Origin of the sequence: uncultured Roseovarius sp. (assembly GCF_947489715.1) — a bacterium.
GTDB lineage: Bacteria > Pseudomonadota > Alphaproteobacteria > Rhodobacterales > Rhodobacteraceae > Roseovarius.
This window is the reverse complement of the sequence record NZ_CANLER010000003.1, coordinates 156,362-179,158: the sequence shown is the minus strand read 5'-3', so window position 1 is coordinate 179,158 and position 22,797 is coordinate 156,362. Positions and strand designations below refer to the sequence as shown.

Sequence of the window (22,797 nt, the reverse complement as noted above, 5' to 3'; positions counted from 1 at the left end):
TGCCCGGCATCCGGGCCAAAGGGAGACGTTCTTGATGCGCAGATTAATTGCCGCTTTTGCCTTTATCGCAATGGCCCTGCCCGCAGCGGCAGACGATCAGGTCAGCAGTTTCAATCTGGATAACGGGATGCAGGTGGTTGTGATCGAGGATCACCGCGCGCCCGTGGTCGTGCACATGCTGTGGTATCGCGCAGGCTCGGCGGATGAACCGCCGGGCGCGTCGGGGGTTGCGCATTTCCTGGAGCATCTTCTGTTCAAGGGCACAAAAACGCTGGAACCGGGCGAGTTTTCCGCCACCGTGGCACGCAATGGCGGTACTGATAACGCCTTCACCAGCTATGATTACACTGCCTATTTCCAGCGGGTTGCCGCCGATCGGCTAGAGCTGATGATGCGCATGGAAAGTGACCGGATGAAAAACATCCAGCTGGGTGAAGAAGAGATCCTGACCGAGCGCGACGTGATCATCGAAGAGCGCAACCAGCGGGTCGAAAACAACCCGTCGGCCCTGTTCAGTGAGCAAAAGAACGCGGCACAGTACCTCAATCACCGCTACGGGGTTCCCATCATCGGCTGGCGGCATGAAATGCCGGAACTGACGCTGGAGGATGCGCTATCCTTCTATGGTACTTATTATTCACCCAACAACACGATATTGGTTGTGGCTGGTGACGTTGAACCAGAGAATGTACGTGCGCTGGCGGAGACCTATTATGGCGTGATTCCGGCCAATCCTGCGCTGCCCGAACGTCTGCGCGCTCAGGAACCGCAGCAGATGGCTGAGCGTCGGTTGGTGTTTGAAGATCCACGCGTTGCACAGCCTTATGTGAGCCGTTCCTATCTGGCACCGGAACGCGATAGCGGTGCGCAAGAAGAGGCCGCAGCCCTGACCATATTGTCGGAGGTTTTGGGTGGCGGTACGACCTCGGTCTTTGCCGAGAAGCTACAATTCGACACCCAGACCGCCGTGCAATCCGGCGCTTGGTATAGTGGGTCTTCACTGGATGATACGACTTTCAATCTTTTCGTTGTCCCGGCTGCGGGTGTTTCGCTGGCAGATGCAGAGGCGGCGATGGATCAGGTCGTTGCCGATTTTATGAAGGATGGGATTGATGCCGAGCAATTGGAGCGCATCAAGATGCAGATTCGGGCCTCCCAGATTTATGAGCGAGACAATGTCGGCTCACTTGCCAATCGCTATGGCCGGGCGTTGTCGCAAGGGTTGACGATCGAGGATGTGCAGGCCTGGCCTGATATTTTGGATGCGGTCACGGCCGAGGACATCATGACAGCGGCCGAGAATGTGTTTAACCGCAAGAATGCCGTCACTGGATGGCTGCGCGCCCCGGAGGTGACCCAATGATCCGTTTTGTTTTCGCCTTTGTTGCGTTGTTCGCGGCCCTGCCAGCCAGTGCAGAGGTCGAGATACAGGAACTGACGACGCCGGGCGGTATTAATACTTGGCTGGTTGAGGATCATTCGATCCCTTTCGTGGCACTTGAACTGCGTTTTCGCGGTGGTGCTGCGCTGGATCTACCGGGCAAGCGCGGGGCGACCAACCTGATGATGGCCCTGCTTGAAGAAGGCTCTGACGGATTGGATTCGCGCGGCTTTGCCCGTGCTGTCGAAGGGCTGGCGGCATCTTTCAAATATGATACCGGCGACGACGTGGTGTCGGTCTCGGCCAAGATGCTGAGCGAAAACCGCGATGAGGCAGCAGCACTGTTGCGGGCCAGCCTGATACAACCGCGCTTTGAACAGGCGGATTTGGATCGGGTGCGGGGGCAAGTGATTTCGATCATCCAGTCCGACCTGAAAGATCCGCGCGACATCTCTGCTCGTGCCTTCGATACGCTGGTCTATGGTGATCATCCTTATGGCTCGTCGCGCAATGGCACGCTGGAAAGCGTGGCTGCCCTGACCCGCGAAGATATCATTGCGGCGCACCAGAATGCGCTGGCGTTGGACCGGGTCTATGTAAGTGCCGTCGGCGATATTACCGCTGGGGAATTGACAGTTCTACTGGACGATCTGCTGGGAGGGTTGCCTGCCGAGGGCGCGCCGATGCCTGGCTATGCCGAAACCAATCTACCGGGTGGTATAAAGGTGGTGGATTTTGACACGCCGCAGTCGGTAGCGACCTTTGCACAGCCTGGAATTGACCGTGATGATGATGATTTCTTTGCCGCCTATATCCTCAACCACATTCTTGGGGGCGGTGGGTTCGAAAGCCGTCTGATGACCGAAGTGCGCGAGAAACGCGGACTGACCTATGGTGTTTACTCCTACCTTTTGGACATGGATAGCGCGCAGGTCTGGATGGGGTCAGTTTCGTCTGCCAATGATCGCGTAGCCGAAGCAATTGAGGTGATACGCGCCGAGTGGGAGCGTATCCGAGAAGATGGTGTGACCGAGGCTGAGTTGAACGACGCTAAGACTTATCTGACCGGTGCTTATCCCTTGCGGTTTGACGGCAACGGTCCGATTGCAAACATCGCTGTAGGGATGCAGATGGAAGGTCTGCCGACCGATTACATCGCCAGGCGCAATGACAAAGTTAATGCCGTCACGCTGGAGGATATCAATCGCGTCGCAAAGGAATTGCTGGATCCTGACAGCCTGACCTTTGTGGTCACAGGAAAACCCGAAGGCCTGGAAACTACGATCAATTAGGACCGAAGCCTCCGAGCTGGCTCGAAAAATCCTGCGGCGACATGTTGGTCAGACCAGCGATTTAGATATGCCTTGTGAACGATCATAGCCCCGGTTTTTGGTTGTGATGTGTCGCTAGGCTGACAAGGTAGTAGTCGAGGCTGATCGCCGGGGTCTTCCGATCGTTAGGCCATGTACCTTGTCGACGATCGCTTTTGCATCAATCCCGTAGTGGCGATAAAGGTCGCCGATGGTGCCGGCCTGACCGTAATGCTCGACACCAAGAGGAATTGTCTGATGGCCGGCAACGCTGCCAATCCATGATAAAGTCGCCGGATGACCATCTATCACAGTAATGATCTTGCAGTGGGCAGGCAGCACGCCCAACAAACGTTCGATATGGGAGGTGGCGTGTTCATTGCCGCGCGCACGGGTGCGTTGCGCCGCCGACCAACCCGCGTTCAGGCGATCGGCCGAGGTGATGGCCAGCACACCGATATCGCGACGCGCATCTGCCAACGCACCAGCCGCCTTGATCGCCTCGGGTGCGACCGCACCCTGATAGGCGATGACCACGTCGCAATTCGGACCCGGCTGCCGCAGCCAATAGGCCCCGTCGATGGCGCCTTGCCTGAAGGTGTCATCAACGCGCTTGCCGGGTTGTTCAATCGGGTTGGTCGTGAGACGCAGATAGACACTGCCGCCGGTTTCGTCACGCAGCCAGGTGCGCTCATCCGGGTCATCCTCGCCATCGCGCTGCATGTAATCAAACGCCCATTCCATTATCACGGTAAGCTCATCGGCAAAGGCGGGCTCGAACGATGCCAGCCCATCCTGCGCCATGCCAATCAACGGGGTGCCGATGGATTGATGTGCACCACCCTCGGGCGCCAATGTCAGCCCCGAGGGAGTGCCGACGATCATGAACCGCGCATCCTGATAGCAAGCATAGTTCAGGGCATCGAGGCCCCTGCACACAAACGGATCGTAAACCGTTCCAATCGGGATCACGCGCTTGCCAAACAGGCTATGTGACAGCCCCGCTGAAGCCAGCAGCAGAAAAAGGTTCATCTCGGCAATGCCGAGTTCCAAATGCTGACCTTCAGGTGCAAACTCCCACTTAGCGGTGGACGGGATGCGATGTTCGATGAAAACGTCAGCCTGTGCCTCGCGGGCAAATAGCTTCCGTCTATTCACCCAAGGCCCTAGATTGGTCGTACCGGTCACGTCGGGAGAGGTGGTCAGGATACGCTCCGCCAAAGGGGTGTTACCTTTTGACAATGTGTCAAGGATTTTCCCAAAGGCCATCTGGGTCGAAATCTCTCGATCCGTGTCTATGGCAATGGCTGGCACGGGCAATTTTGTGTCGCTGAACCGGCGCGGGCCATTGGCAAAGAAAGGCACCTTGCCAAGAAAATTCTGCAACCCGGGGATGTCCTTGACCGTTGCAAACATATCCCATTCCGTGCCTTCGGCCACACCCATATGTTGCTGCCATTTGGCCATTTGGGCTTTGTTCATTAATCCGCCGTGGTTGTCCTTGTGACCAGCGATGGGTGTTCCCCATCCTTTGATCGTATAGGCAAGAAAGCAGGTGGGGCGGTCGTGTGCTATGGCGGCAAAGGTGTCGGCCATCGTCTGTACGCAATTGCCGCCGAGATTTTCCATCAGCGCGGCCAATTCCGCATCACTGCGCCGTTCAATGAGTGCGCTCGCCTCGCCCTGATCCCCAAGGTCATCAAGCAGCCTTTTGCGCCAGATAGCACCGCCCATAAAGGTCAGTGCGGAATATTCCTGGTTTGGGCAGGCGTCGATCCACGCGCGCAGCTTTTCGCCGCCCGGTTCCTGAAACGCTGCCTGCTGAAGCGCGCCGTACTTCACGCGCACCACATCCCACCCAAACGCATCAAAGATTTTTTCCAGCCGCGAGAACAAACCTTCGCGGACTATCCCGTCAAGGGATTGGCGGTTGTAGTCGATGATCCACCAGGTGTTGCGCAGGTCGTTTTTCCAACCTTCCTGAAGGCATTCGTAGATATTGCCCTCGTCCAGTTCAGCATCACCGACCAACGCAACCATCCGTCCCATGGGCACGTCCTGCCCCCAGGGTTTCGCCTGAATGTAATCCTGCATCATGGACGCAAATGATGTGATCGCCACGCCAAGTCCAACCGAGCCGGTGGAGAAATCTACATCGTCAATATCCTTGGTTCGGCTGGGATAGCTCTGCACGCCGCCAAAACCACGGAAATTCTCCATCTTCTCGCGGGTCTGATTACCCATGAGATATTGTATCGCGTGAAAAATCGGACTGGCATGGGGCTTCACCGCAACACGGTCCTCGGGCCTGAGCGCCGAGAAGTAGAGCGCAGTCATGATCGACACTATCGAGGCTGAGCTGGCCTGATGACCGCCGATTTTAATCCCGTCTTCCTTGGGGCGAATATGGTTCGCATGATGGACCATCCAGTGAGAAAGCCATAAAAGCCGCTGCTCGATGGTCTTCAGGTGGGTTTTGTCACTCATGGTCTTGCTCCCTTACTCGGCAGCCATGCGGGCGGGTGCTGGCAGCGCTTGTTGCAGGTCCGCGATGATGTCGTCTACTTCTTCCAGCCCGACCGAGAGACGAATGAGGCCATCGCTGATGTCATGCGCAGCGCGTTCTTCAGGCGTGTAGACCGAATGGGTCATAGAGGCTGGGTGTTGGATCAGCGTTTCCGCATCACCAAGTGAGACAGCGCGTTGGATCATGCTCAGCCGGTTCATCATCGCGCGGCCTGCTTCAAAACCGCCATCAAGTTCGAAGGCAATCATAGCGCCGGGCTGATCCATTTGAGACTTGGCAACATCATGTTGTTCAAAACTATCCAGACCTGGATAAAATACCTTGCCGACACCCTGCTGCTTTTCAAGCCATTCAGCAACGATCTGGGCTGAGGCACAGTGACGATCGACACGGAGCGCCAAGGTTTTCAGTCCCCGCAAGATCAGCATCGCATTGAACGGCGCCATCACTGCCCCGGTCAGATCCTTCATGCCGATCAGACGTATTTCTGTAATCTTTTCTGTACTGCCGACCACCAGACCAGCCACCACATCACCATGGCCGCCAAGATACTTGGTGGCGGAGTGAACAACGATATCCGCCCCTAATGCAATCGGCCGGGTCAGGTACGGTGTGGCATAGGTGTTATCCACGACAACCGTCGCACCCATGTCATGTGCAATCTCGGAAATGGCGGCGATGTCCACAAGCCGCATATTCGGGTTTGCTGGGGTTTCAAAATAGATGACACGGGTCGTTCCGGTGATTGCATCCCTAAGGTTGTCGGGATTCGTCAAATCCACATGGGTCACCTTTACCCCCCATTTCGCCAGCCCGTGCTGAAGAAAGGTAAAAGTGCAGCCATAAAGCGTTCTGTCGACGATCACCTCATCACCGGGGCTGAGTAACGTCCATAGGGTCGCTGTGATGGCACCCATGCCAGAGGACAAAGCAAGCCCTGCTTCGGCGCCTTCCAGGGTGGCGATACGCTTCTCAAGAAGATCGCAAGTGGGGTTTGATATCCGGGAATAGAAATGGCCGGGTCGTTCACCCGCAAACATCTCCCCGCCAGCCTCGGCGCTTTCAAATGCGAAGGTTGACGTCAGATGCAAGGGAGGCGTCAGGGCACCTTCGTTTTCCTGCGGGTTATAGGCGTGGTGGATGGCGCGGGTGGCGAAACCTTGGGTCATGAGGCGGCAAACTCCTGTGAATGATTTTCGGGAATCATGGCACAGGTCACGAGGTGGTATATTGCCTTTTATGCTAACATTAGTAAGAATATTGGCATAAAATGCCAGAGAGATACGAATGGACAGAAAAGATCGCCAAATCATACGTGCTCTTCAACAAGAAGGCCGGATGACGAACCAGGATCTTGCAGAGCGTGTAAACCTGTCACCATCACCCTGCCTGCGCCGTTTGCGCAATCTGGAATCTTCCGGTGCGATCGTCGGTTTCAGCGCGGATGTTGATCCAGCCGTCTACGGATTGCCGATCACTGCCTTCGTGCAGGTTCGTCTGGAACGGCACAACGAAGAGACAGTGAAGCAATTTGAGCAACAGGTCGGACGGATGGAAGAGGTACTGGAATGCTACATGCTGACCGGTGGCACCGACTACTTCCTAAAAGTGATGGTGTCGGGATTGGATGCCTACGAGAATTTTATTCGTAGGCGCATCCACTCCATTGGTGGTGTCGGGTCGATTGATACAAGCTTTGTTTATGGTGTGGTCAAAAAGACGAGCGTGTTTCCTCAACTGTAGTTTTCATGGGTGAGAGATTTTGGTTTGAATTGGTAGGGCTGCAAATCGGGCCGCCAAAGCAAAGCTAGCACTCAATTCGTATTTCGGATCGAAATTTTGGTCTGCGCATCGACCAATGCGACAAACAGAAACTTCATGCGTCGTGGTCATTCGCTATTTTGAAAGCATCCGACCCAATGGGCGACCGCCAAGGATATGCATGTGGAAATGCGGCACCTCTTGTACGCCGTCCGAACCAGCGTTTGCGATGGTGCGGTAACCCTCGCCACCCTCACCCGGCTGGATGCTGTTCATCTGGCAGATTTTGCCAACCGCACGGGTGAAATCAGCAATCTCGGCATCGCTGGCATTAAGGGCGAAATGGTCGTGGCAGACATAAGGCCCTTTCGGAATAACCAGCACATGCACGGGGGCCTGAGGTTGGATGTCGTTGAAAGCTAATGTGTGTTCGGTCTCCAGCACTGTGTCGTTGGGGATTTCACCGCGCAGGATTTTGGCAAAGATATTCTGGTCATCATAGTTGTAGGGCATGGGGCACATCCTTAATCGGCAAATAGATAGTCCTGTTCGACAATCTCTTGCGTCTTCTCGGCGGGAAGATCAAGGAAACGCGCCAGCAGATTGGCATTCTGGTCGCGATCCGCAGATTGCCGCATCACCATGTGGTTTTCAAATTCGGCATCCCTGATCCGGTCGCTTTCGAATGTCATGTCGCCGCGGATCGTGGGCAATAGTCGCTCCAGCGTTTCCGCAGGTGTCTGTTCGCCCGCCAGCCCCACGCGCATGGCGTGGCCTATCAGATAACTGTCGGTGAAGTCGCATTGCACCTCCAAGAGCTTGGTGGTGGAGCGGTCGCCGCAGAAATCCTGCAACAGATCCAAATTGCCGGGATCAATGCAGACGATCAGGCGATCCGTCTCGTAATAGTCAAACAGCATCCGCATCAGCGCGCGACGGTGGCGGGTACGCTTGCCCAGCGTCGCCTGAATGCCGCCCAGATCGGGCAGGGCGGTATCCTCTTCATTAAAGAGATATTCGATCGCCGGCACATTGGTGATCTGGCGGATGCGGTCCAGCAGGCGCTTGGCGACGTGCCATTTTTTGCAGATCACGATCATTAGTTCGCGCTCGCGCCCCAGCGTGCTTTCGGTCTCCCAGAAGCGGCTGGCAAAGCGCCGTCCGATCCGGCCGCGCCCCGACAGGAACTTGAACAGGCTGCGCCCCTCGTTAGAGATCTGGAACTGTGCGTCATCGTCGGCATAAAGCGCGCCCAGCCGTTCCTTGAGTTCCAGCGCTTCGGGGCTGATCTTGCGGGCAAAAAGGAAATCCTGGGAAAGCAACAGATCGTAGTGATCGTTGTAGAATGTAACCGGCATCCCGTAATCGGTGAACATCAGGAAGGTCAGGGTGCGGGTTTCGATTTCGGCCTCGGGCACGACATGGCGCACAAGGGTTTGAAAGAAAGTCTCATCCGGGATCCAGGTCGAGCGGAAAAACCGCATCACGTCCTTGCGCTGACGGGTGAAATCCAAAATCCATTCAACGGTGCGCCGACGCAGGCACCACCATTGGCTGCCGATCTGAATCTGAATGTCGTTCGGAATCTCGCGGGTCAGGCCCAGTTTTCGTTGTAGATTGACGCTGGTGTAAAACAGGCGCTTGTTTTTGCGTTCATTGAAGTAGTGGCGGTAGATCAGCCGCTCTTCCTTCATGCCGGTCTTGATCCAATCGCTTTCGAAATAATCGAAGCTTTCAATGTAATCCATGTCCCGCGCATCCAGGAAATCATGCGCGTATTTCGCGGATTTGATCGCCGCACAATCACCCGAGAGCATGTAGAAATGCGTGGCGCGCGGAAAGGTCGTGGCTGCGGCATCTATCGCGTTCAGCGTTGCCTGCACCAGTGACCATTCCCCCCAGCCACATTTGACCCGTTTTTTTGCGAATGTGACGTTAGGATTTTCGTCAAGCGCTTCGCGGATCTTGCGGTAATTTTCAGGTTTGGCGCGAGCATCGAAATGGATCGACATGTAATCGCCCGCCGCAGTCAGCATCTCGGCCTGACCAATGATCGCATCCGGATCCTTGTGGCACAGAAGAATAAAGGCGATTTTAGCCATTCTGGAAACGATCTACCCGATGCTGCGTCGATTGTTTACATTGATACGCATGAACAAGCCTTGAATAAACAGGCTTTCTTTGAATTTTTTAACGGGTTAAAAACCATAAAGCTCTCAAAAAGCGGGCAGATCGAGCGTGGAGGCGGCAGAATGGGGTTTCCCGGCACCTGGATGACCGAAAGTGAAAGTGTGGTCTATCGCGTGGTGCCGAAATGCGCCTGCTCGACTATTGGTCAGATTATGTATTATTCAGATCACGGCGAATTTTTCGATGGCGACATCCACGACGCCACCGATGGCTTGCACAAATGGGCGCGCGAAGACAGTCAGCCGACGATCTCGGCCAACGTAACTGCGCACCAATCCTATGCCTTCACCTGCGTGCGTAACCCTTACACACGTATTCTGAGTAGTTTTTTCGACAAGATTTGTGGCATTCAGCGCAATGGCAAACGCTATCGTGGCAAGCTCGTGCCTCTCCTGGTGCAGAAATACGGGATCGAGGTCGGTGGTGATGACGGCAAGCAGGAGTTCGACCAGATCAAAAGCTTCCGCCGGTTCCTGCTTTTTGCCCGCGATACCATCCGCTGGCGCCGCCCGATGGAGCCGGATATTCACTGGTCGGCACAGTCGGGCCATGTGTCGACCTTCATCGTAAACGGCGGTACCTATGACAAGATTTTCTGGACCGAGAAATTCAACGACGGCATGGCCGAGGTTCTGAAATCCATCAAGACGCCGAAGAAGGTGAACATCAAGAAGATACCGCGGTTTAACGAATCCGAAGGTCACGGCCCGAAGCGTGCGCACCCGGTCGAAGATTATTTCGACGATCTGTCGATGCATTTGGTCTACGAAATCTACAAACGCGATTTCGAGCTTTTCAAATATGATTTTCAGGACCCGTCCAACAAGATGCCCATTGGCGAGATCGATCTGGACGAGGTGCACGTCAAGCTGGGTGACTAAATGGCAGGGTATTCGGGCCGTCCGCTGCATGCCAAGCTAGGGCTGAAAGCCGGCCAGAACGCCGTGCTGTTGGATGCTCCGGACAGGTATACCGATCTGCTGGGGCCGGAGGCGCCCGATCTTGTGTTTCGAAAGACGCTGGCGGCGGGCGCGGATTTTATCCACATCTTCAGTAACCGGCGGGTTGATGTGGAAAGTCACCTACAAGCAGCGCTGCCATTGATGGCACGGAACGGGATGATCTGGGTCAGCTGGCCCAAGAAAGCCTCGAAACAACCCACGGACCTGACCGAGGATGTGATCCGCAACATTGCGCTGTCCCTGGGGCTGGTGGATGTAAAGGTCTGCGCCGTCGATGACACCTGGTCGGGGCTGAAGCTGATGATACGGAAAGAACTGCGGTGATGCACTCGTGCCATAGTTGCACAAGGTCAGGATTTCCAGACCTATCTATTTTTTCCAAAATATTGAAAACTGATTTTAGGGGCAAATTTTAGTATGATGAATAGTATCTCCCGACGTACTTTGCTCTTGGGCGGCGGGGCGGTGATTGGCGGGTGGGCGACCCGGCATTTCACCCCCGCCAAACCCATTCTGGATGGGACCAGATCGCTGGAGCCCACTGGGGCCGCCACTACAATGAACGACGCCAGTGGGCTCAGCGAAACACCGATTTTCAGACATGCAATCCTGAACCAGGACCCCGGCGATGCGCTGGTCGCCGCGATCCGTGCCGAGCTAAGTGATGCCCGAGCCAACGGGCTGCCATTCAACGTCGGTGCGGCGCGGCACTCGATGGGCGGGCAGGCGATTCCCCGTCAAGGTTATGCGGTCACCTATGACAATGGTTGGATCGAGCCGGACACGGCAAACGGTACCTTCCGGGTGCATGCCGGCGCCCGCTGGAGCCAGGTTCTCGCGGCGCTTGATCCGCTGGGATTTGGGCCTAAGGTTATGCAATCAAACAATGATTTTGGCGTGGCGGCGACCTTCTGTGTTAACGCCCATGGCTGGCCGGTCCGGCTGGGGCCGATGGGTGCCACGGTGCGTAGCTTTGAGATGGTGCTGCCTTCGGGCGATCTGGTGACCTGTTCACGGACTGAAAATACCGAACTGTTCGGCATGACGATGGGCGGGTACGGGCTAACCGGGGCGATCACTTCGATGGTGGTCGAGATGGCCCCGAACACAAGGCTGAAACCTGATTTCGAAGAGATGCCTGCCGCTGAATTCGGCACGCGGTTCATGGATACGCTGGCCGATGGGTCCGTGACAATGGCCTATGGCAGGCTGAATGTGGACCGCGCGAATTTCTTTAAGCATGCGCTGATGATCACCTACCGTGCAACCGAAGATCAGGATGATCTGCCAGCCGCCAGCGGCTCGGGGTTTGCTTCGAAAATGGCAAGGTATGTCTACCGGGCGCAGCTGGGCAACGAACGGATCAAGCGGCTGCGCTGGTGGACGGAAACCGATGTCGGGCCGCGACTGGCCGGGGGCGCGGCAACACGCAATTCGCTGATCAACGAGCCGGTGATCACGCTGGATGACCGCGACCCGCAACGCACGGATATCCTGCACGAGTATTTCGTTGCCGCCGACCGCTTTGCCGATTTCATCGATGTTTGCCAGCGGGTTATACCTGCGTCCTATCAGGAATTCCTGAATGTCACCTTGCGGTTCATCGCCGCCGACCCCGACAGTTGGCTGGCCTATGCGTCGGTGCCGCGGATCGCAGCGGTTATGTCGTTCAGTCAGGAAATGACCGTCCGGGCCGAGGTCGACATGGCCCGCATGACCCGCGAACTGATCGACGGGATCACCGATATCGGCGGCACTTATTACCTGCCATACAGGCCCCATGCGACGACCGAGCAACTGATCCGCGCCTATCCGCGCGCGCCCGAGTTCGCCGCCGCGAAACGCGCGCTGGACCCGAGCCTGACCTTCCGCAACAATCTTTGGGACACGTATCTGGGCGCGATATGAGCATTTTGCAGAAAATTTCACTGGGGTATTTCGTGGCGCTGATGATCGCCGCCTCGCTCAACTATATTCCGGGGCTGACCGATGATCAGGGGCTGGCATTTGGGATCTTTGCGCTGGATCTGTTTGACGACGCGCTGCACGTGGCTTCGGCTATCTGGGCACTGGCGGCAGCGCTGACCAGCCACCGGGCGGCCAAGATATTCCTGGTGATCTTCGGCGCGCTTTATCTGGGCGACGGGGTGTTCGGGTTTTTCACTGGGTACGGCTATCTGGATATGGGCATTTTTACCAACCCGTCCGCTGGGCTGTCCTTCACGCTGGCGCGGGTCCTTGCCAACCTGCCGCATGTGGCACTTGGGGGCTTCGCCCTCTGGGCCGGCCTTAGGCTGGAGCGCGCCTAATGCGCCGCCTACTCAAATGGCTGTTTCGGCTGGGTTTGGTGCTGGTCCTGCTGGCGGGCATTTTGCTGTTGCCGGTGGGTTATGTGGAACTCAGCTGTATCCGCAAGCCGGTCGAGGCGAATTACGCAGCGCTGTTGCCGGTGGAACATCACCGGGCGGAATCGCGCACGCTGCTGACCTATCCGGAATGGCATATCGTGCATGCCTACGACGATTACGCGTGGGTGATTTCCGACGGCGATCCGCATCAGTTCGGATTTCTGCGCGCGATCACGGGATTCTGGTCGTCGCTATGCGAGCTGTCCTATGCCTCGGCCGAACATGGCGGTTTCCCGGATGAGACCAAGCAGATGGTCTATACCATCGGCGTCAGCTTCACCGCCGAGATGTTGGCCAAGGCCGCTTACGAGGAAACCATCGGTCGGCTGGCCACACTGATGCGCGGCAAGGAGCGCGCGCCGCTTGATGATCTGTCGGCGCGCCAGGCGATGGCTTATGCTAAATTTCTGCAGCAGGTGCCTTGGTACCAATGGGATTTTTCGATGGATGCGCAGGAGCTTCTGGACAACAATACCGGCAGTTTTCGCGATACTGAACGGCTGTTGGCTCTTCAGTTGGAATACGGTGTAAAGTCGATCTATGCGGGTGTGATCGAGCAGGCCGTGGTCAGTGTCGGCGCGGATGAACTGCGGCTGCGCATGGTTGTGCACGACGCTACCGCTGAGATACTGGCAGGCTACGAGGGCGTCACGGTGATCGGACCAAATAATGAGGGCGTCGAGATTGAAACCCCGCGTTACCGCGAACTTACCGACCTTTTGAACCGGATGGCGCAAGACGGTGTGAATTTCACCGAAATTGCAGGCAATGACGATATTTTGCTGACGGCCACGGCGCCCGGTGGCCGGGTCAACAGTGCGCTCTATAGCTTTCCACGGCAGGGATATGACGACTTTCGGCACCTGATCCTGCTGAAAGTGACTGATCTGGCGCAGCGGTTGCGTGAGATGCAGACCGGTCCGCTGACACTTGAACATATCCATGACTATTAGGCACTGGTTGCTGGCGCTTAGTTGTGTCTTCATTGGCTGGGTCGCCATATTGGCGGCAGTGATGATCCTCAGCGATGCTGCCCCTGGGGCGATCGTAATTTTACCGTCCGAGAGCTTTATTGCAAACCTGCCCGATGGCTCTGCCGTGATTGGTGGCGGTGCCGGTTGGGTTGCCATCCGGTCGGATGCGCCAGGGCTGGGGCAAGCGCTCTACCGGGCCGGTGGGCGGCTTGTGCTGCCCGCGGGCCTGCCGGGGTGTCTGCCGTTACCGTCGCGCTAGGCCTTGCAACATGGCCGCACCTGCGCCATGTAACGCACAACCCAACGCAGCATGCTAATGGAGTGGCGCGACATGATTGAGCTTGGCAGCCAACCCCCCGCAGATGACCTGATCCAGGACGTGACCGAGGCCGATTTCATGGCCGACGTGATCGAGGCGTCCAAGACCGTTCCGGTGATCGTCGATTTCTGGGCGCCCTGGTGTGGCCCATGCAAGACGCTTGGCCCGGCTTTGGAAGCAGCCGTCACCAAGGCCAAGGGTGCGGTCAAAATGGCCAAGGTCAATGTCGATGAAAATCAGGCGATTGCTGGCCAGTTGCGGGTGCAGTCGATCCCGACGGTCTATGCGTTTTGGCAAGGCCAGCCGATTGACGGATTTCAGGGCGCGGTTCCACCATCTGAGATTGACGAGTTCGTAAACCGCGCTGTGGCCGCGGCTGGCGGTGATGCAAGCGGCGGTTTGGATGAGGCGGTTGATGCCGCCGACGAGATGCTGGAGGAAGGCGCTGCAACCGACGCGGCACAGACCTATGCCGCCATTCTGCAGGAAGATCCGGTCAATGCCCGCGCCTATGCCGGGCTCGCTCGGGCGCATATTGCTATGGATGATCTGGACCAGGCCGAAGCGATCCTGAATGGCGCCCCTGCCGAGATCAGCCAGACACCCGAGATCGAGGCCGCACATGCCCAATTGGAATTGGCACGTCAGGCCGCAGATGCCGGACCTGTCGGCGAGTTGAGCGCTGCCGTCGACGCCAACCCCGAAGATCATCAGGCACGATTTGATCTGGCGCAGGCGCTTAACGCCAATGGTCAAACGCAAGAGGCGGTCGATCAACTACTGGAGCTTTTCCGGCGCGATCAGGAATGGAATGAAGGCGCTGCAAAACAACAGCTCTTCACCATTTTTGAGGCGCTCAAACCTAACGATCCCGTGGTTCTAAACGGCCGCCGAAAACTGAGTTCGATGATATTTGCCTGAGCCGCTTCCTGCGCTAGGTTAGGGTCATGAAGAACCCCGCTGATCTGCCGGATGTCGTTCCGATCTTTCCCTTGCCGGGGGCGCTATTGCTGCCGCGATCACGACTGCCGCTGCACCTCTTCGAGCCTCGATATCTGGCGATGCTGGATGATGCACTGAAGACGCCGGAACGCATGGTTGCAATGATCCAGCCAAATCGAGTGCCAAACGGCTGCGATGATGCGCTCTATTCGATCGGATGCGCGGGTCGTATCACCCAGTTTTCCGAAACCGAAGATGGGCGATACATGATCACGCTTTCAGGTCTGTCCCGATACCGTGTGGTTGAAGAGATCGATGGATTTACCCCTTATCGGCGGGCACGGGTTTCTTGGGCCGGCTTTGAACGCGATCTGGGTCCCACGGATGTTGACGTGCATTTCCAGCGCGGACCGTTTCTTGATCTTTTAGGGCGCTATTTTCAGGCACGCGAGTTGCAAACTGATTGGGAGTCTTTGAAAGAGGCGGATGATGAATTGTTGATCAATTCGCTGTCGATGCTTCTGGGATTCGAGCCCGAGGATAAACAAGCGTTGCTTGAAGCACCATCGCTGTCGACGCGACGCGAAACATTGGTCACGCTGATAGAATTTGCCCTCCGTGGTGGCGACGATGAGGAATTGATGCAATGACCGATGAAACGTCCCAACCAGCATTTGATCGTCGTATGCTTGAGGCCTTGATTTGTCCACAGACCCAAAGCAGGCTTGAATATGATGTCAAAGCGCAGGAATTGATTAGTCGCGCGGCGGGTCTGGCCTTTCCCATCCGCAGCGGTATTCCCGTCATGCTGATTGACGAGGCGCGGGCTCTGGACTGAATGCATTTCCAGCCGCTGCAATATGTGTATGCCCCAACTGCCCACCTGAATGCGCGCTAAATTGGTTCTTTCGAAGTAGCATTTTGGGGTTTGTGTATACTCTGGCATGGTTTTTATCGCGCGATACCCGAACGTTGCCGAATTCATCGAGCCGACGGCATTTCTACCTATGAAATGTTTTTTTACGGATCGCCGCGGACACAGTTGCCAGTGTGAAACCGCCGGGGTATCGGCGACGCCAAACGGTTGAAAGGGAAAGATATTCTTCGACAGAGTTGTGGGACACCCGGCACAGGAAACGTCCATCTATACCGGGTGACCCGTTGCGTGCTCTGGTTTGTTTGTCAAACTACGCAGATTTCAGAAGGCCTGCGTGGTGTAGTCGACCTCATCGGGATAAAGCGTGTCTTCGATCGAGGTGGTGTGCACCTTGATCAGTTTGCCACCCTCGACCCGCGAAATGTACTGATGTCCAAAAACCTGGTGTGTCTTGCCATTGAAGATCTTGGCACCCTGCGGATGCGCCTGACTATGGGGCATATCGCTCATCGCTTCGACCGCTTCGATCAGGGCAGTGCGGTCATCCGGCCCCTGATAACCCGCCGCTTCCATGCCCGCCTTGATGACGTGCAGCGTTTCCCAACAGCCGAACATGTGGGCATAGGTTGATACATCCGTCGGGTCGCTGATTGACGCGCCATTGTCATCGACGCCGACTGCAGCACGGTAAAACTTGTCATGTTCGGATTGATCTGCCTGTGCGTTGCGGGGATTGCCCTCCCAAAAATAGGTTCCCTCGAGGTATTCGAGGCCGGGGCTGGAAATATCGACCGCTTCCAGACTGTCGATGAAACCGAACATTTCGGGCCGCTGCGGGCCAAAGAATTCGCCAAGTTCCTTGACGAAAGTCAGCACGGCCGGGCCGACCATCACGTGATAGAGCACCTCAGTCTCTCGTGGAATCTTCGGGAAGTATTTGGTGAAGGATGTCTCGGAGGGTGGGATCGCGATATGTTCCAGAACTTCGCCACCCTGCGCCTCGATTGCGGCGGTAAAGAAATCGCGGTGATCATGGCCAAAGGCGAAATCGGGAAAGATCATCGTGACCTTCTTGCCCAGGTTCTCAGCCACATAGGGCGCCATCGCCTGTACCTGGCTTTTCACGTCGGTAATGCCGGGTTGAAGCGTATAGCGATTGAGCATGCCGCTGGCCACATGGTGACCTTCAGAGACCACGAAATAAGGCAGTTTCAACTCTCCGGCGCGGGGCGAGGAACCGATCACGACATGGCTGAAAAGTGTGCCAAAGCCCACATCGCAATTATGCTGGGTGGCGAATTTTTCGACCACTTCGGCACCACGCTTGGGGTCGGTACCGTCATCCTCGGCAACGATTTCGACCATGCGGCCATTGATGCCGCCACCTTCATTGATCAGCTTGACGGCGGCCTCGGTGGTGCGGCCATACCAGCGGCCATAGGCGGCACCGATACCGGTACGGTGCACCTGAAAACCGATCTTGATCGGCGCGGCTGTCTGGGCGTTGGTGTAGCGCGCCCAGAGCGGCAGGCTGGCGGCTGTCGCACCGGCGGCAAGCGTTTTCAGTGCACCGCGGCGCGTGGTGGCATTGGTCATGTCCTCAGTCTCCCATGTCTGAGTGGGCAGGCCCATCCGGGGCCCGCGTCAGAGCTGATTTTGCGAAGTGGGGCCGGATTTGTCCAGCCGAAACAAATCTTAAAGCCCCCGGGGCGACGCCAGAAGCCAAAGCCCGAAGAAGGTGTAGAACACCATGAAGAGGGCCAGCGGTGCCTGTGACAGCGCTGCACGACGACGGGTGCCAAAGGCGTGCAATGCCAGCGCATGCGCCAGTAAAATCGCAATGACATGCCCGATCACGACGGCCCCCGCCTGTGTCAGCCAGATGGTGCGTACGGTGCCGGGCGTGTTGAAAAATCCGGTGGTGACGTAGAACTGCCCCAATCCCAGCAGGTTCGCACCGGTGTTCAGCGGATCGTTGACAGCCTTCAGAGCATATTGGCTGTCGACCATAAAACTGGTGAGGTAATGGGCGACATGATAGCCAAACGCAATCGGTAGGATCGACGGTGCAAAGAGGCAAAACGCTTGCGTCAAGCTCATATCGGCATGTGAAATTCTGAGGCCCAGCCAGATAGAGAGGCAAAAGGCCGCGATCAGGAGCGTATTTGCGGCAATCAGCCCGAGAATGGTCTGAGTGACAACCGCGCTGCGACCGGGAAACTCCAGCGGGTTAAGACCCAATTGGCCGAACCACCAAAAAGTCTCGTTCAGACCGTCAAAACTGCCCGTGCCCAGCAGAATCAGAATGAAAATTGCCAAGCCCAGAGGCACCCGTGGCCGGGCTATGATCTTCCAACCAGAAAGGCCGAGAGCGAGGCCCGGACCTTTGCGGCCCAACAGGCTGACGCGGGCATAGGTGCGCATCAGGATGGTCAATGCTTCAGCCCGGATTAACCAGCGTGGACCGAACAGGACCAGCCCCAACAAAGTGGCGTACCAGTACCCGCCAGCAAAGAGAGCCAGTCGCGCCGGGTCAGCTGGGGCCGGGTCGGCCAAGAGCAGGATGGCAAAGGCCAAAAAGATCACGATGGCAGGTGCAAATCCCAGAAAGCGTGGATAGCGATAGGGTGCGCGCAGTCCAGTTAGTCGGCTCAGCAACGCGGCCGGACCTGTCCACGGATTGATCCAGCGCCAGAGATTGCCGAGCAACCCCTGAAGGCTGACCAAACCGACCCACCACACGGTCCAGATAAAGAGCGGAAGAGGATTTACCAGCGGGTCACGCGAACCTGTGAACCCGATCCAGACCAGGATGGCCAGCAAGAGTGCAGCGGCGCAGCTGGAGAGGTGATGTAACGGCAGTTGAGGGCGGGGCAGAAGCGGTATTGGGTGAAAAATGCCCTTTGCCAGGCGCGCAGGCGTCAACACAAGTAAGACAACCGTCAGTGCCACGCAGGCCACGCCAGCAGTGATGTAAACATCCGTGGGCAGGAGCAACACGAAACCTTGTTCCGAGGCATGCGCCAGCGCCATACTTGGCGCCATCAGCATTGATATCAGGATAAGTGTTCGCATGTCGCCCCTTTGTGGCCGAGATTACCCGGCTGGTGTCGCGGGGAAAGAGACATTTGCGCGCAGTGGGTGCGATAATCGCAAGGAGATCACCGCGTTCATCGTGCAGGTGAGAATTTCTTTGCAGATGAGTTGGGTTGAGCGCTTTGCGCCGGAACGCGGAAATTGAGCATGTGGCGATGCGTTGACTTTTGGAGTTTGCTCGCCAACTCTTCGCGAGACTTTGAAAGGGGAGCGGATGGCTGATAATCAGTCTGGTATGGTGGCGGGAATTGATGTTGGCGGCACCTTTACCGATCTGGTCGAGTTGGATCAGTCCGAGGGCACTGTGCGGATGTCGAAAGTGCCCAGCACTCCTGACAATCAGGCTTATGGTGTACTTGATGCGCTAAACATGGCCGAGTGTGATCTGGCGGCGTTGGACTTGATCGTGCACGGAACCACAACCACCACCAACGCGGTGCTGGAGCGCAAGCTGAGCCGCACAGGGCTGATTACCACGCAAGGGTTTCGCGACGTGCTGGAATTGGGCCGCCGGACGCGGCCGCAGCCCTACGGCATGACCGGTCAATTCACACCGATCATTCCGCGTAACCTGCGCCTCGAGGTGCCGGAACGGATCGATGCCAGTGGCGTGGTGGTCGTGCCGCTTGATGAAGCGGCCGTGCTGGCCGCCGGGCAGGCGCTGATTGAGGCGGGATGCGAGGCCGTGGTCGTGCATTTCCTGCATGCCTATGCCAATCCCGGCCATGAGCGCCGCGCGGGCGAGCTATTGTCACGTATCTGGCCCAACGACCATATCACTCTTGGCCATGCGATTCTGTCGGAAAGCCGCGAATTCGAGCGCGGCGTGACGGCAGCGGTGAATGCCAGTGTGCAGCCTATTTTGGCGCGGTATCTGCGGCGGTTGAGCGCAGAGCTGGCCAAAGATGGCTATGGTCGCGACGTGTTGGTGATGAACGGTAATGGCGGCATGGTATCTGCACGCAAGGTCACCGCGGAGGCCGCCAAGACGGTGATGTCCGGCCCGGCCTCGGGTGTGATGGCGGCTGTCTATACCGGGCGATTGGCTGGGATGCCAGAGCTGATCACCTATGACATGGGCGGCACGTCGACCGATGTGGCATTGATCCGGGGTGCGGAACCCGCTGTGTCGAACGAGATCGAAATCGAATATGCCATGCCGATTCACGTGCCGATGGTCGATGTTCGTACGGTTGGCGCTGGCGGTGGGTCGATCGCGCGGGTGAATGCAGCGGGACTGCTGGAGGTTGGTCCTGAAAGTGCGGGCGCTGACCCTGGGCCGATTTGCTATGGGCGCGGGGGGACTCGGCCCACGATTTCCGATGCCAACCTTTTGTTGGGACGGCTTGATCCCTGCAAGCTGGCGGTGAAAGGTGGCGTAGCAATGGTGGATGTCGAGCAGGTGTTTCTTGACACGCTTGGCACGCCTCTGGGGTTGAGTGCGGTCGAGGCTGCCGAGGCGGTGATCCGCATCGCGAACACGAAAATGGCGGGCGCGATCCGCATGGTATCGCTTTCGCTGGGGGCCGACCCGCGCGATTTTGCGCTGTTTGCCTTTGGCGGGGCGGGGCCACTGCATGCGGCGGCGCTGGCGCGAGAATTGGGTGTGCCGCATGTGTTAGTGCCGGCACGCCCCGGTATCACCAATGCGATTGGCTGTGTTGTGGCCGACCTGCGCCATGACTTCGTCAACACGATCAACACACCCTTGGACGTGCTCGAAAACAGCGCCCTACAAGATGTGTTTGCGCAGCAGGCGAAGGAGGGTGAGCGCCTGATATCAGCAGAACCTGTGGCCATCAACGAGCTGCGCAAGCTCTACAGCGTGGACATGCAGTTTACCGGGCAAACACATATCTTGCGGGTCGATCTGGAAGGCCCCGAGGTTGACATGGCCACCCTGCAACAGCTGTTCGAAGCTGCGTATTACAAACGTTTCCGGGTCGAACTGCCTGAGATCAGGGCCAATGTGGTCAACGCAAACTGTTCGGTCATCGGCGTGCGGGAGGCGCTCGACCTGTCGGCGCTGATCGACCCGGCAGGGCGCAAGGATACCCTACGCGCGGCGCAGACCGGCACTCGCGAGGTGCGGTTTGAAAGTGGTACTTTCGATACTCCGATCTATTGGCGCGATCACTTGCCCCTTACCTTCACGCTCAACGGTCCCGCGATCATCGAACAGATGGATTCAACAGTGCTGATCGAACCGGATGACAGCGCGACTGGTGATGCACATGGCAATATCGTCATCACCATCGGAGGCGCGGCATGAGCCTTGATCCGATCACGCTTTCTGTCATTCAGGCGGGGCTGCAACAGGTCTGTGACGAGATGGATCTGGCCTTTTCCCGCACGGCGTTTTCGCCAGTGATCGCCGAGGCGAATGACCGCTCGGACGGCATATATGATGCCGCTGACGGCGCGCTTATCGCGCAGGGCGCGGGCGGCTTGCCGGTGTTCGTGGGCACGATGCAATATTCCACCCGCACATTGATCGGGATGATTAGCAGCGGACAGGTGGCGGCGCCCCAGCCGGGCGATATCTATATCGTCAACGATCCCTATCTGGGCGGTACGCATCTGATGGATGTGCGCTTTGCACGGCCCTATTACCGCAATGGCGCCCTCTGGTGCTGGCTCAGCAATACCGGGCACTGGCCGGATACGGGTGGCGCGGTGCCGGGTGGTTTTTCCGCTTCGGCCACGGCCGTGGAGCAAGAGGGGCTACGCCTGCCGCCGGTACGCCTGTTCAAAGAGGGCGTGTTGGACACCGAGATCTACAGCATCATCTGTTCCAATATCCGCGTGGCCGATCAGCGCATCGGCGATGTCAAGGCGCAGGCGGCGGCGTTGGAGCTGGGCGCGGAGCGGCTGGATCTGCTGCTGGATCGCTACGGCGACAATACCGTACGCGCGGCCATCGCCGAATTGAAACGCCGCGCGGCGCAGCAGATGCGCAGCTTTATCGGGGACATCCCCGCCGGGCCGCATAATGCAACCGCCTGGGTCGACAGTGACGGCGTGGTCAACGAGCCGCTTGCGATCCGATTGCAGGTGACACATGACGGCGGCGATTTGGTCTTCGACTTCACCGGAACGTCGCCGCCCTGCAAGGGGCCGATGAATTCGGTGCGGGCAACGACGCTCAGCTCGGTCTATCTGGCGATGCGGCATATCTTTCCCGAAGTGCCGATCAGCGCCGGTGCGTTCGAGCCGCTGCACGTGATCGGGATCGAGGGCACGTTTCTGGACGCGCAATACCCTCGCCCGGTATCGGGCTGTGCCGCAGAGGTGAGCCAGCGCATTGCCGAAGCGGTCTTTGCCGCGCTGGTCGGAGCCCTGCCAGATCGCGTCACGGCGGCACCCGCGGGCACCAGCGGCAATTTTGCCCTGGGTGGGCATGATCCGGAACGGGGTCGCGATTTCGTCATGTATCAGCTTTCGGGCGGGGGCTATGGCGGTTCGGCGGATGGCGACGGGCTGAGCAATGGCTGCTCCACCATCGGCATCTCCAAGGCGCCCCCGGTCGAGATCATGGAGCAGGCCTTTCCGGTGCTCTACCGCCGATATGCCCTGCGCGAAGGGTCCGGTGGGGCCGGTGCGATGCGCGGCGGCTTTGGGCTGGAGTATGAGGTCGAGCTGCGGCGCGGACGGGCGCAAGCCAGTTTTGTCATGGATCATGGCCGGTTTGGCCCGCAAGGGGCCTTGGGCGGGGCTGACGGCGCGCCAAATGAGGTAACTGTCTGGCACAGTGACCAACCCTACACACCTGAGCATCTCTCGAAAGAGCAGGACATTCCTTTGTCCCCCGGAGATCGGGTGCGGGTTAAAACTCCAGGCGGCGGCGGCTATGGCGATCCTTTCACCCGAGTCCCTGAAGCAGTGGCGCACGATGTGGCCCTGGAGAGATATACGTCCGACCAAGCGCGAGATTTCTTTGGCGTGGTCGTGACGGCAGCAGGCGAATTGAACATTGCCGAGACTGAGATACTCAGGTCAAAACTCGGCGCTGCCCGTTCAGATTAGGTTGAAAAACTAGGCAGGACTCAG

Annotated in this window: 20 protein-coding genes; 14 read left to right on the top strand and 6 right to left on the bottom strand. The window is 57.6% G+C overall.

The genetic code is table 11. The features are described 5' to 3' along the window. The first annotated feature begins 34 nt into the window (after positions 1-34). Positions 35-1,363 carry a pitrilysin family protein gene (locus Q1B27_RS10450; protein WP_299847207.1) on the top strand — a complete coding sequence of 443 codons (1,329 nt, stop codon included), beginning with the start codon at positions 35-37 and terminating at the stop codon, positions 1,361-1,363. Next, positions 1,360-2,673 carry a pitrilysin family protein gene (locus Q1B27_RS10445; RefSeq protein WP_299847205.1) on the top strand — a complete coding sequence of 438 codons (1,314 nt, stop codon included), beginning with the start codon at positions 1,360-1,362 and terminating at the stop codon, positions 2,671-2,673. Before Q1B27_RS10450 ends, Q1B27_RS10445 begins: the two co-directional genes overlap by 4 nt. A gap of 114 nt (positions 2,674-2,787) precedes the next feature. On the opposite strand, the gene Q1B27_RS10440 is transcribed toward Q1B27_RS10445, so the two are convergent. Continuing rightward, positions 2,788-5,178, bottom strand: coding sequence for a transketolase (locus tag Q1B27_RS10440; RefSeq protein WP_299847204.1), 2,391 nt, complete (start codon positions 5,176-5,178; stop codon positions 2,788-2,790). Positions 5,179-5,190: 12 nt separating this feature from the next. Further along, a complete protein-coding gene (locus tag Q1B27_RS10435) occupies positions 5,191-6,387 on the bottom strand; it encodes a methionine gamma-lyase (RefSeq protein ID WP_299847202.1) in 1,197 nt (398 codons plus the stop codon). Positions 6,388-6,505: 118 nt separating this feature from the next. Here Q1B27_RS10435 and Q1B27_RS10430 point away from each other — a divergent pair, with 118 nt between their 5' ends. Further along, positions 6,506-6,961: an Lrp/AsnC family transcriptional regulator gene (locus Q1B27_RS10430; protein ID WP_299847200.1), complete on the top strand. Its 456-nt coding sequence runs from the start codon at positions 6,506-6,508 to the stop codon at positions 6,959-6,961. Positions 6,962-7,114: 153 nt separating this feature from the next. Here Q1B27_RS10430 and Q1B27_RS10425 read toward each other — a convergent pair whose 3' ends face one another. Both Q1B27_RS10425 and Q1B27_RS10420 read right to left on the bottom strand, forming a co-directional pair. Further along, positions 7,115-7,492, bottom strand: coding sequence for an HIT domain-containing protein (locus Q1B27_RS10425; protein WP_299847198.1), 378 nt, complete (start codon positions 7,490-7,492; stop codon positions 7,115-7,117). A gap of 11 nt (positions 7,493-7,503) precedes the next feature. Then, entirely contained in the window at positions 7,504-9,081 is a 1,578-nt protein-coding gene (locus Q1B27_RS10420) for a DUF5928 domain-containing protein (RefSeq protein ID WP_299847197.1), read from the bottom strand. Between the two features lie 150 nt (positions 9,082-9,231). Between Q1B27_RS10420 and Q1B27_RS10415 the strand changes: the two genes are divergently transcribed. From Q1B27_RS10415 to Q1B27_RS10375, 9 genes are all read left to right on the top strand, one after another. Continuing rightward, the gene (locus Q1B27_RS10415; protein WP_299847195.1) at positions 9,232-10,050 is read left to right on the top strand and encodes a sulfotransferase family protein; all 819 of its coding nucleotides are present in this window, start codon (positions 9,232-9,234) and stop codon (positions 10,048-10,050) included. Further along, positions 10,051-10,455 (top strand): hypothetical protein, encoded by a 405-nt coding sequence (locus Q1B27_RS10410; protein WP_299847193.1) that lies wholly within the window; start codon positions 10,051-10,053, stop codon positions 10,453-10,455. A gap of 93 nt (positions 10,456-10,548) precedes the next feature. After that, entirely contained in the window at positions 10,549-12,039 is a 1,491-nt protein-coding gene (locus Q1B27_RS10405; RefSeq protein ID WP_367181349.1) for an FAD-dependent oxidoreductase, read from the top strand. Continuing rightward, positions 12,036-12,440, top strand: a complete 405-nt coding sequence (locus Q1B27_RS10400; RefSeq protein ID WP_299847191.1) for a DUF4383 domain-containing protein — start codon at positions 12,036-12,038, stop codon at positions 12,438-12,440. The genes Q1B27_RS10405 and Q1B27_RS10400 overlap by 4 nt, the downstream gene beginning before the upstream one ends. Beyond that, on the top strand, positions 12,440-13,492 hold the full coding sequence (locus Q1B27_RS10395; protein ID WP_299847190.1) for a hypothetical protein: 1,053 nt from the start codon (positions 12,440-12,442) through the stop codon (positions 13,490-13,492). The genes Q1B27_RS10400 and Q1B27_RS10395 overlap by 1 nt, the downstream gene beginning before the upstream one ends. Beyond that, complete coding sequence (locus Q1B27_RS10390) at positions 13,482-13,772, top strand: hypothetical protein (protein ID WP_299847188.1); 291 nt, start codon at positions 13,482-13,484, stop codon at positions 13,770-13,772. Before Q1B27_RS10395 ends, Q1B27_RS10390 begins: the two co-directional genes overlap by 11 nt. A gap of 72 nt (positions 13,773-13,844) precedes the next feature. Beyond that, positions 13,845-14,753 (top strand): thioredoxin, encoded by a 909-nt coding sequence (gene trxA / locus Q1B27_RS10385; protein WP_299847186.1) that lies wholly within the window; start codon positions 13,845-13,847, stop codon positions 14,751-14,753. 26 nt (positions 14,754-14,779) lie between these two features. Further along, positions 14,780-15,424: an LON peptidase substrate-binding domain-containing protein gene (locus Q1B27_RS10380; RefSeq protein WP_299847185.1), complete on the top strand. Its 645-nt coding sequence runs from the start codon at positions 14,780-14,782 to the stop codon at positions 15,422-15,424. After that, positions 15,421-15,612 carry a Trm112 family protein gene (locus Q1B27_RS10375; protein WP_299847183.1) on the top strand — a complete coding sequence of 64 codons (192 nt, stop codon included), beginning with the start codon at positions 15,421-15,423 and terminating at the stop codon, positions 15,610-15,612. The genes Q1B27_RS10380 and Q1B27_RS10375 overlap by 4 nt, the downstream gene beginning before the upstream one ends. A gap of 360 nt (positions 15,613-15,972) precedes the next feature. Here the strand turns inward: Q1B27_RS10375 and Q1B27_RS10370 are convergent, their stop codons facing one another. Further along, on the bottom strand, positions 15,973-17,247 hold the full coding sequence (locus Q1B27_RS10370; RefSeq protein WP_299847182.1) for an ABC transporter substrate-binding protein: 1,275 nt from the start codon (positions 17,245-17,247) through the stop codon (positions 15,973-15,975). Positions 17,248-17,346: 99 nt separating this feature from the next. Beyond that, positions 17,347-18,726 carry a hypothetical protein gene (locus Q1B27_RS10365; RefSeq protein ID WP_299847180.1) on the bottom strand — a complete coding sequence of 460 codons (1,380 nt, stop codon included), beginning with the start codon at positions 18,724-18,726 and terminating at the stop codon, positions 17,347-17,349. A gap of 235 nt (positions 18,727-18,961) precedes the next feature. On the opposite strand from Q1B27_RS10365, the gene Q1B27_RS10360 reads away from it, so the two are divergent. Together Q1B27_RS10360 and Q1B27_RS10355 are read left to right on the top strand one after the other, a co-directional pair. Then, on the top strand, positions 18,962-21,019 hold the full coding sequence (locus Q1B27_RS10360; RefSeq protein WP_299847178.1) for a hydantoinase/oxoprolinase family protein: 2,058 nt from the start codon (positions 18,962-18,964) through the stop codon (positions 21,017-21,019). Continuing rightward, complete coding sequence (locus Q1B27_RS10355; protein WP_299847176.1) at positions 21,016-22,773, top strand: hydantoinase B/oxoprolinase family protein; 1,758 nt, start codon at positions 21,016-21,018, stop codon at positions 22,771-22,773. The genes Q1B27_RS10360 and Q1B27_RS10355 overlap by 4 nt, the downstream gene beginning before the upstream one ends. Positions 22,774-22,797: the final 24 nt, after the last annotated feature.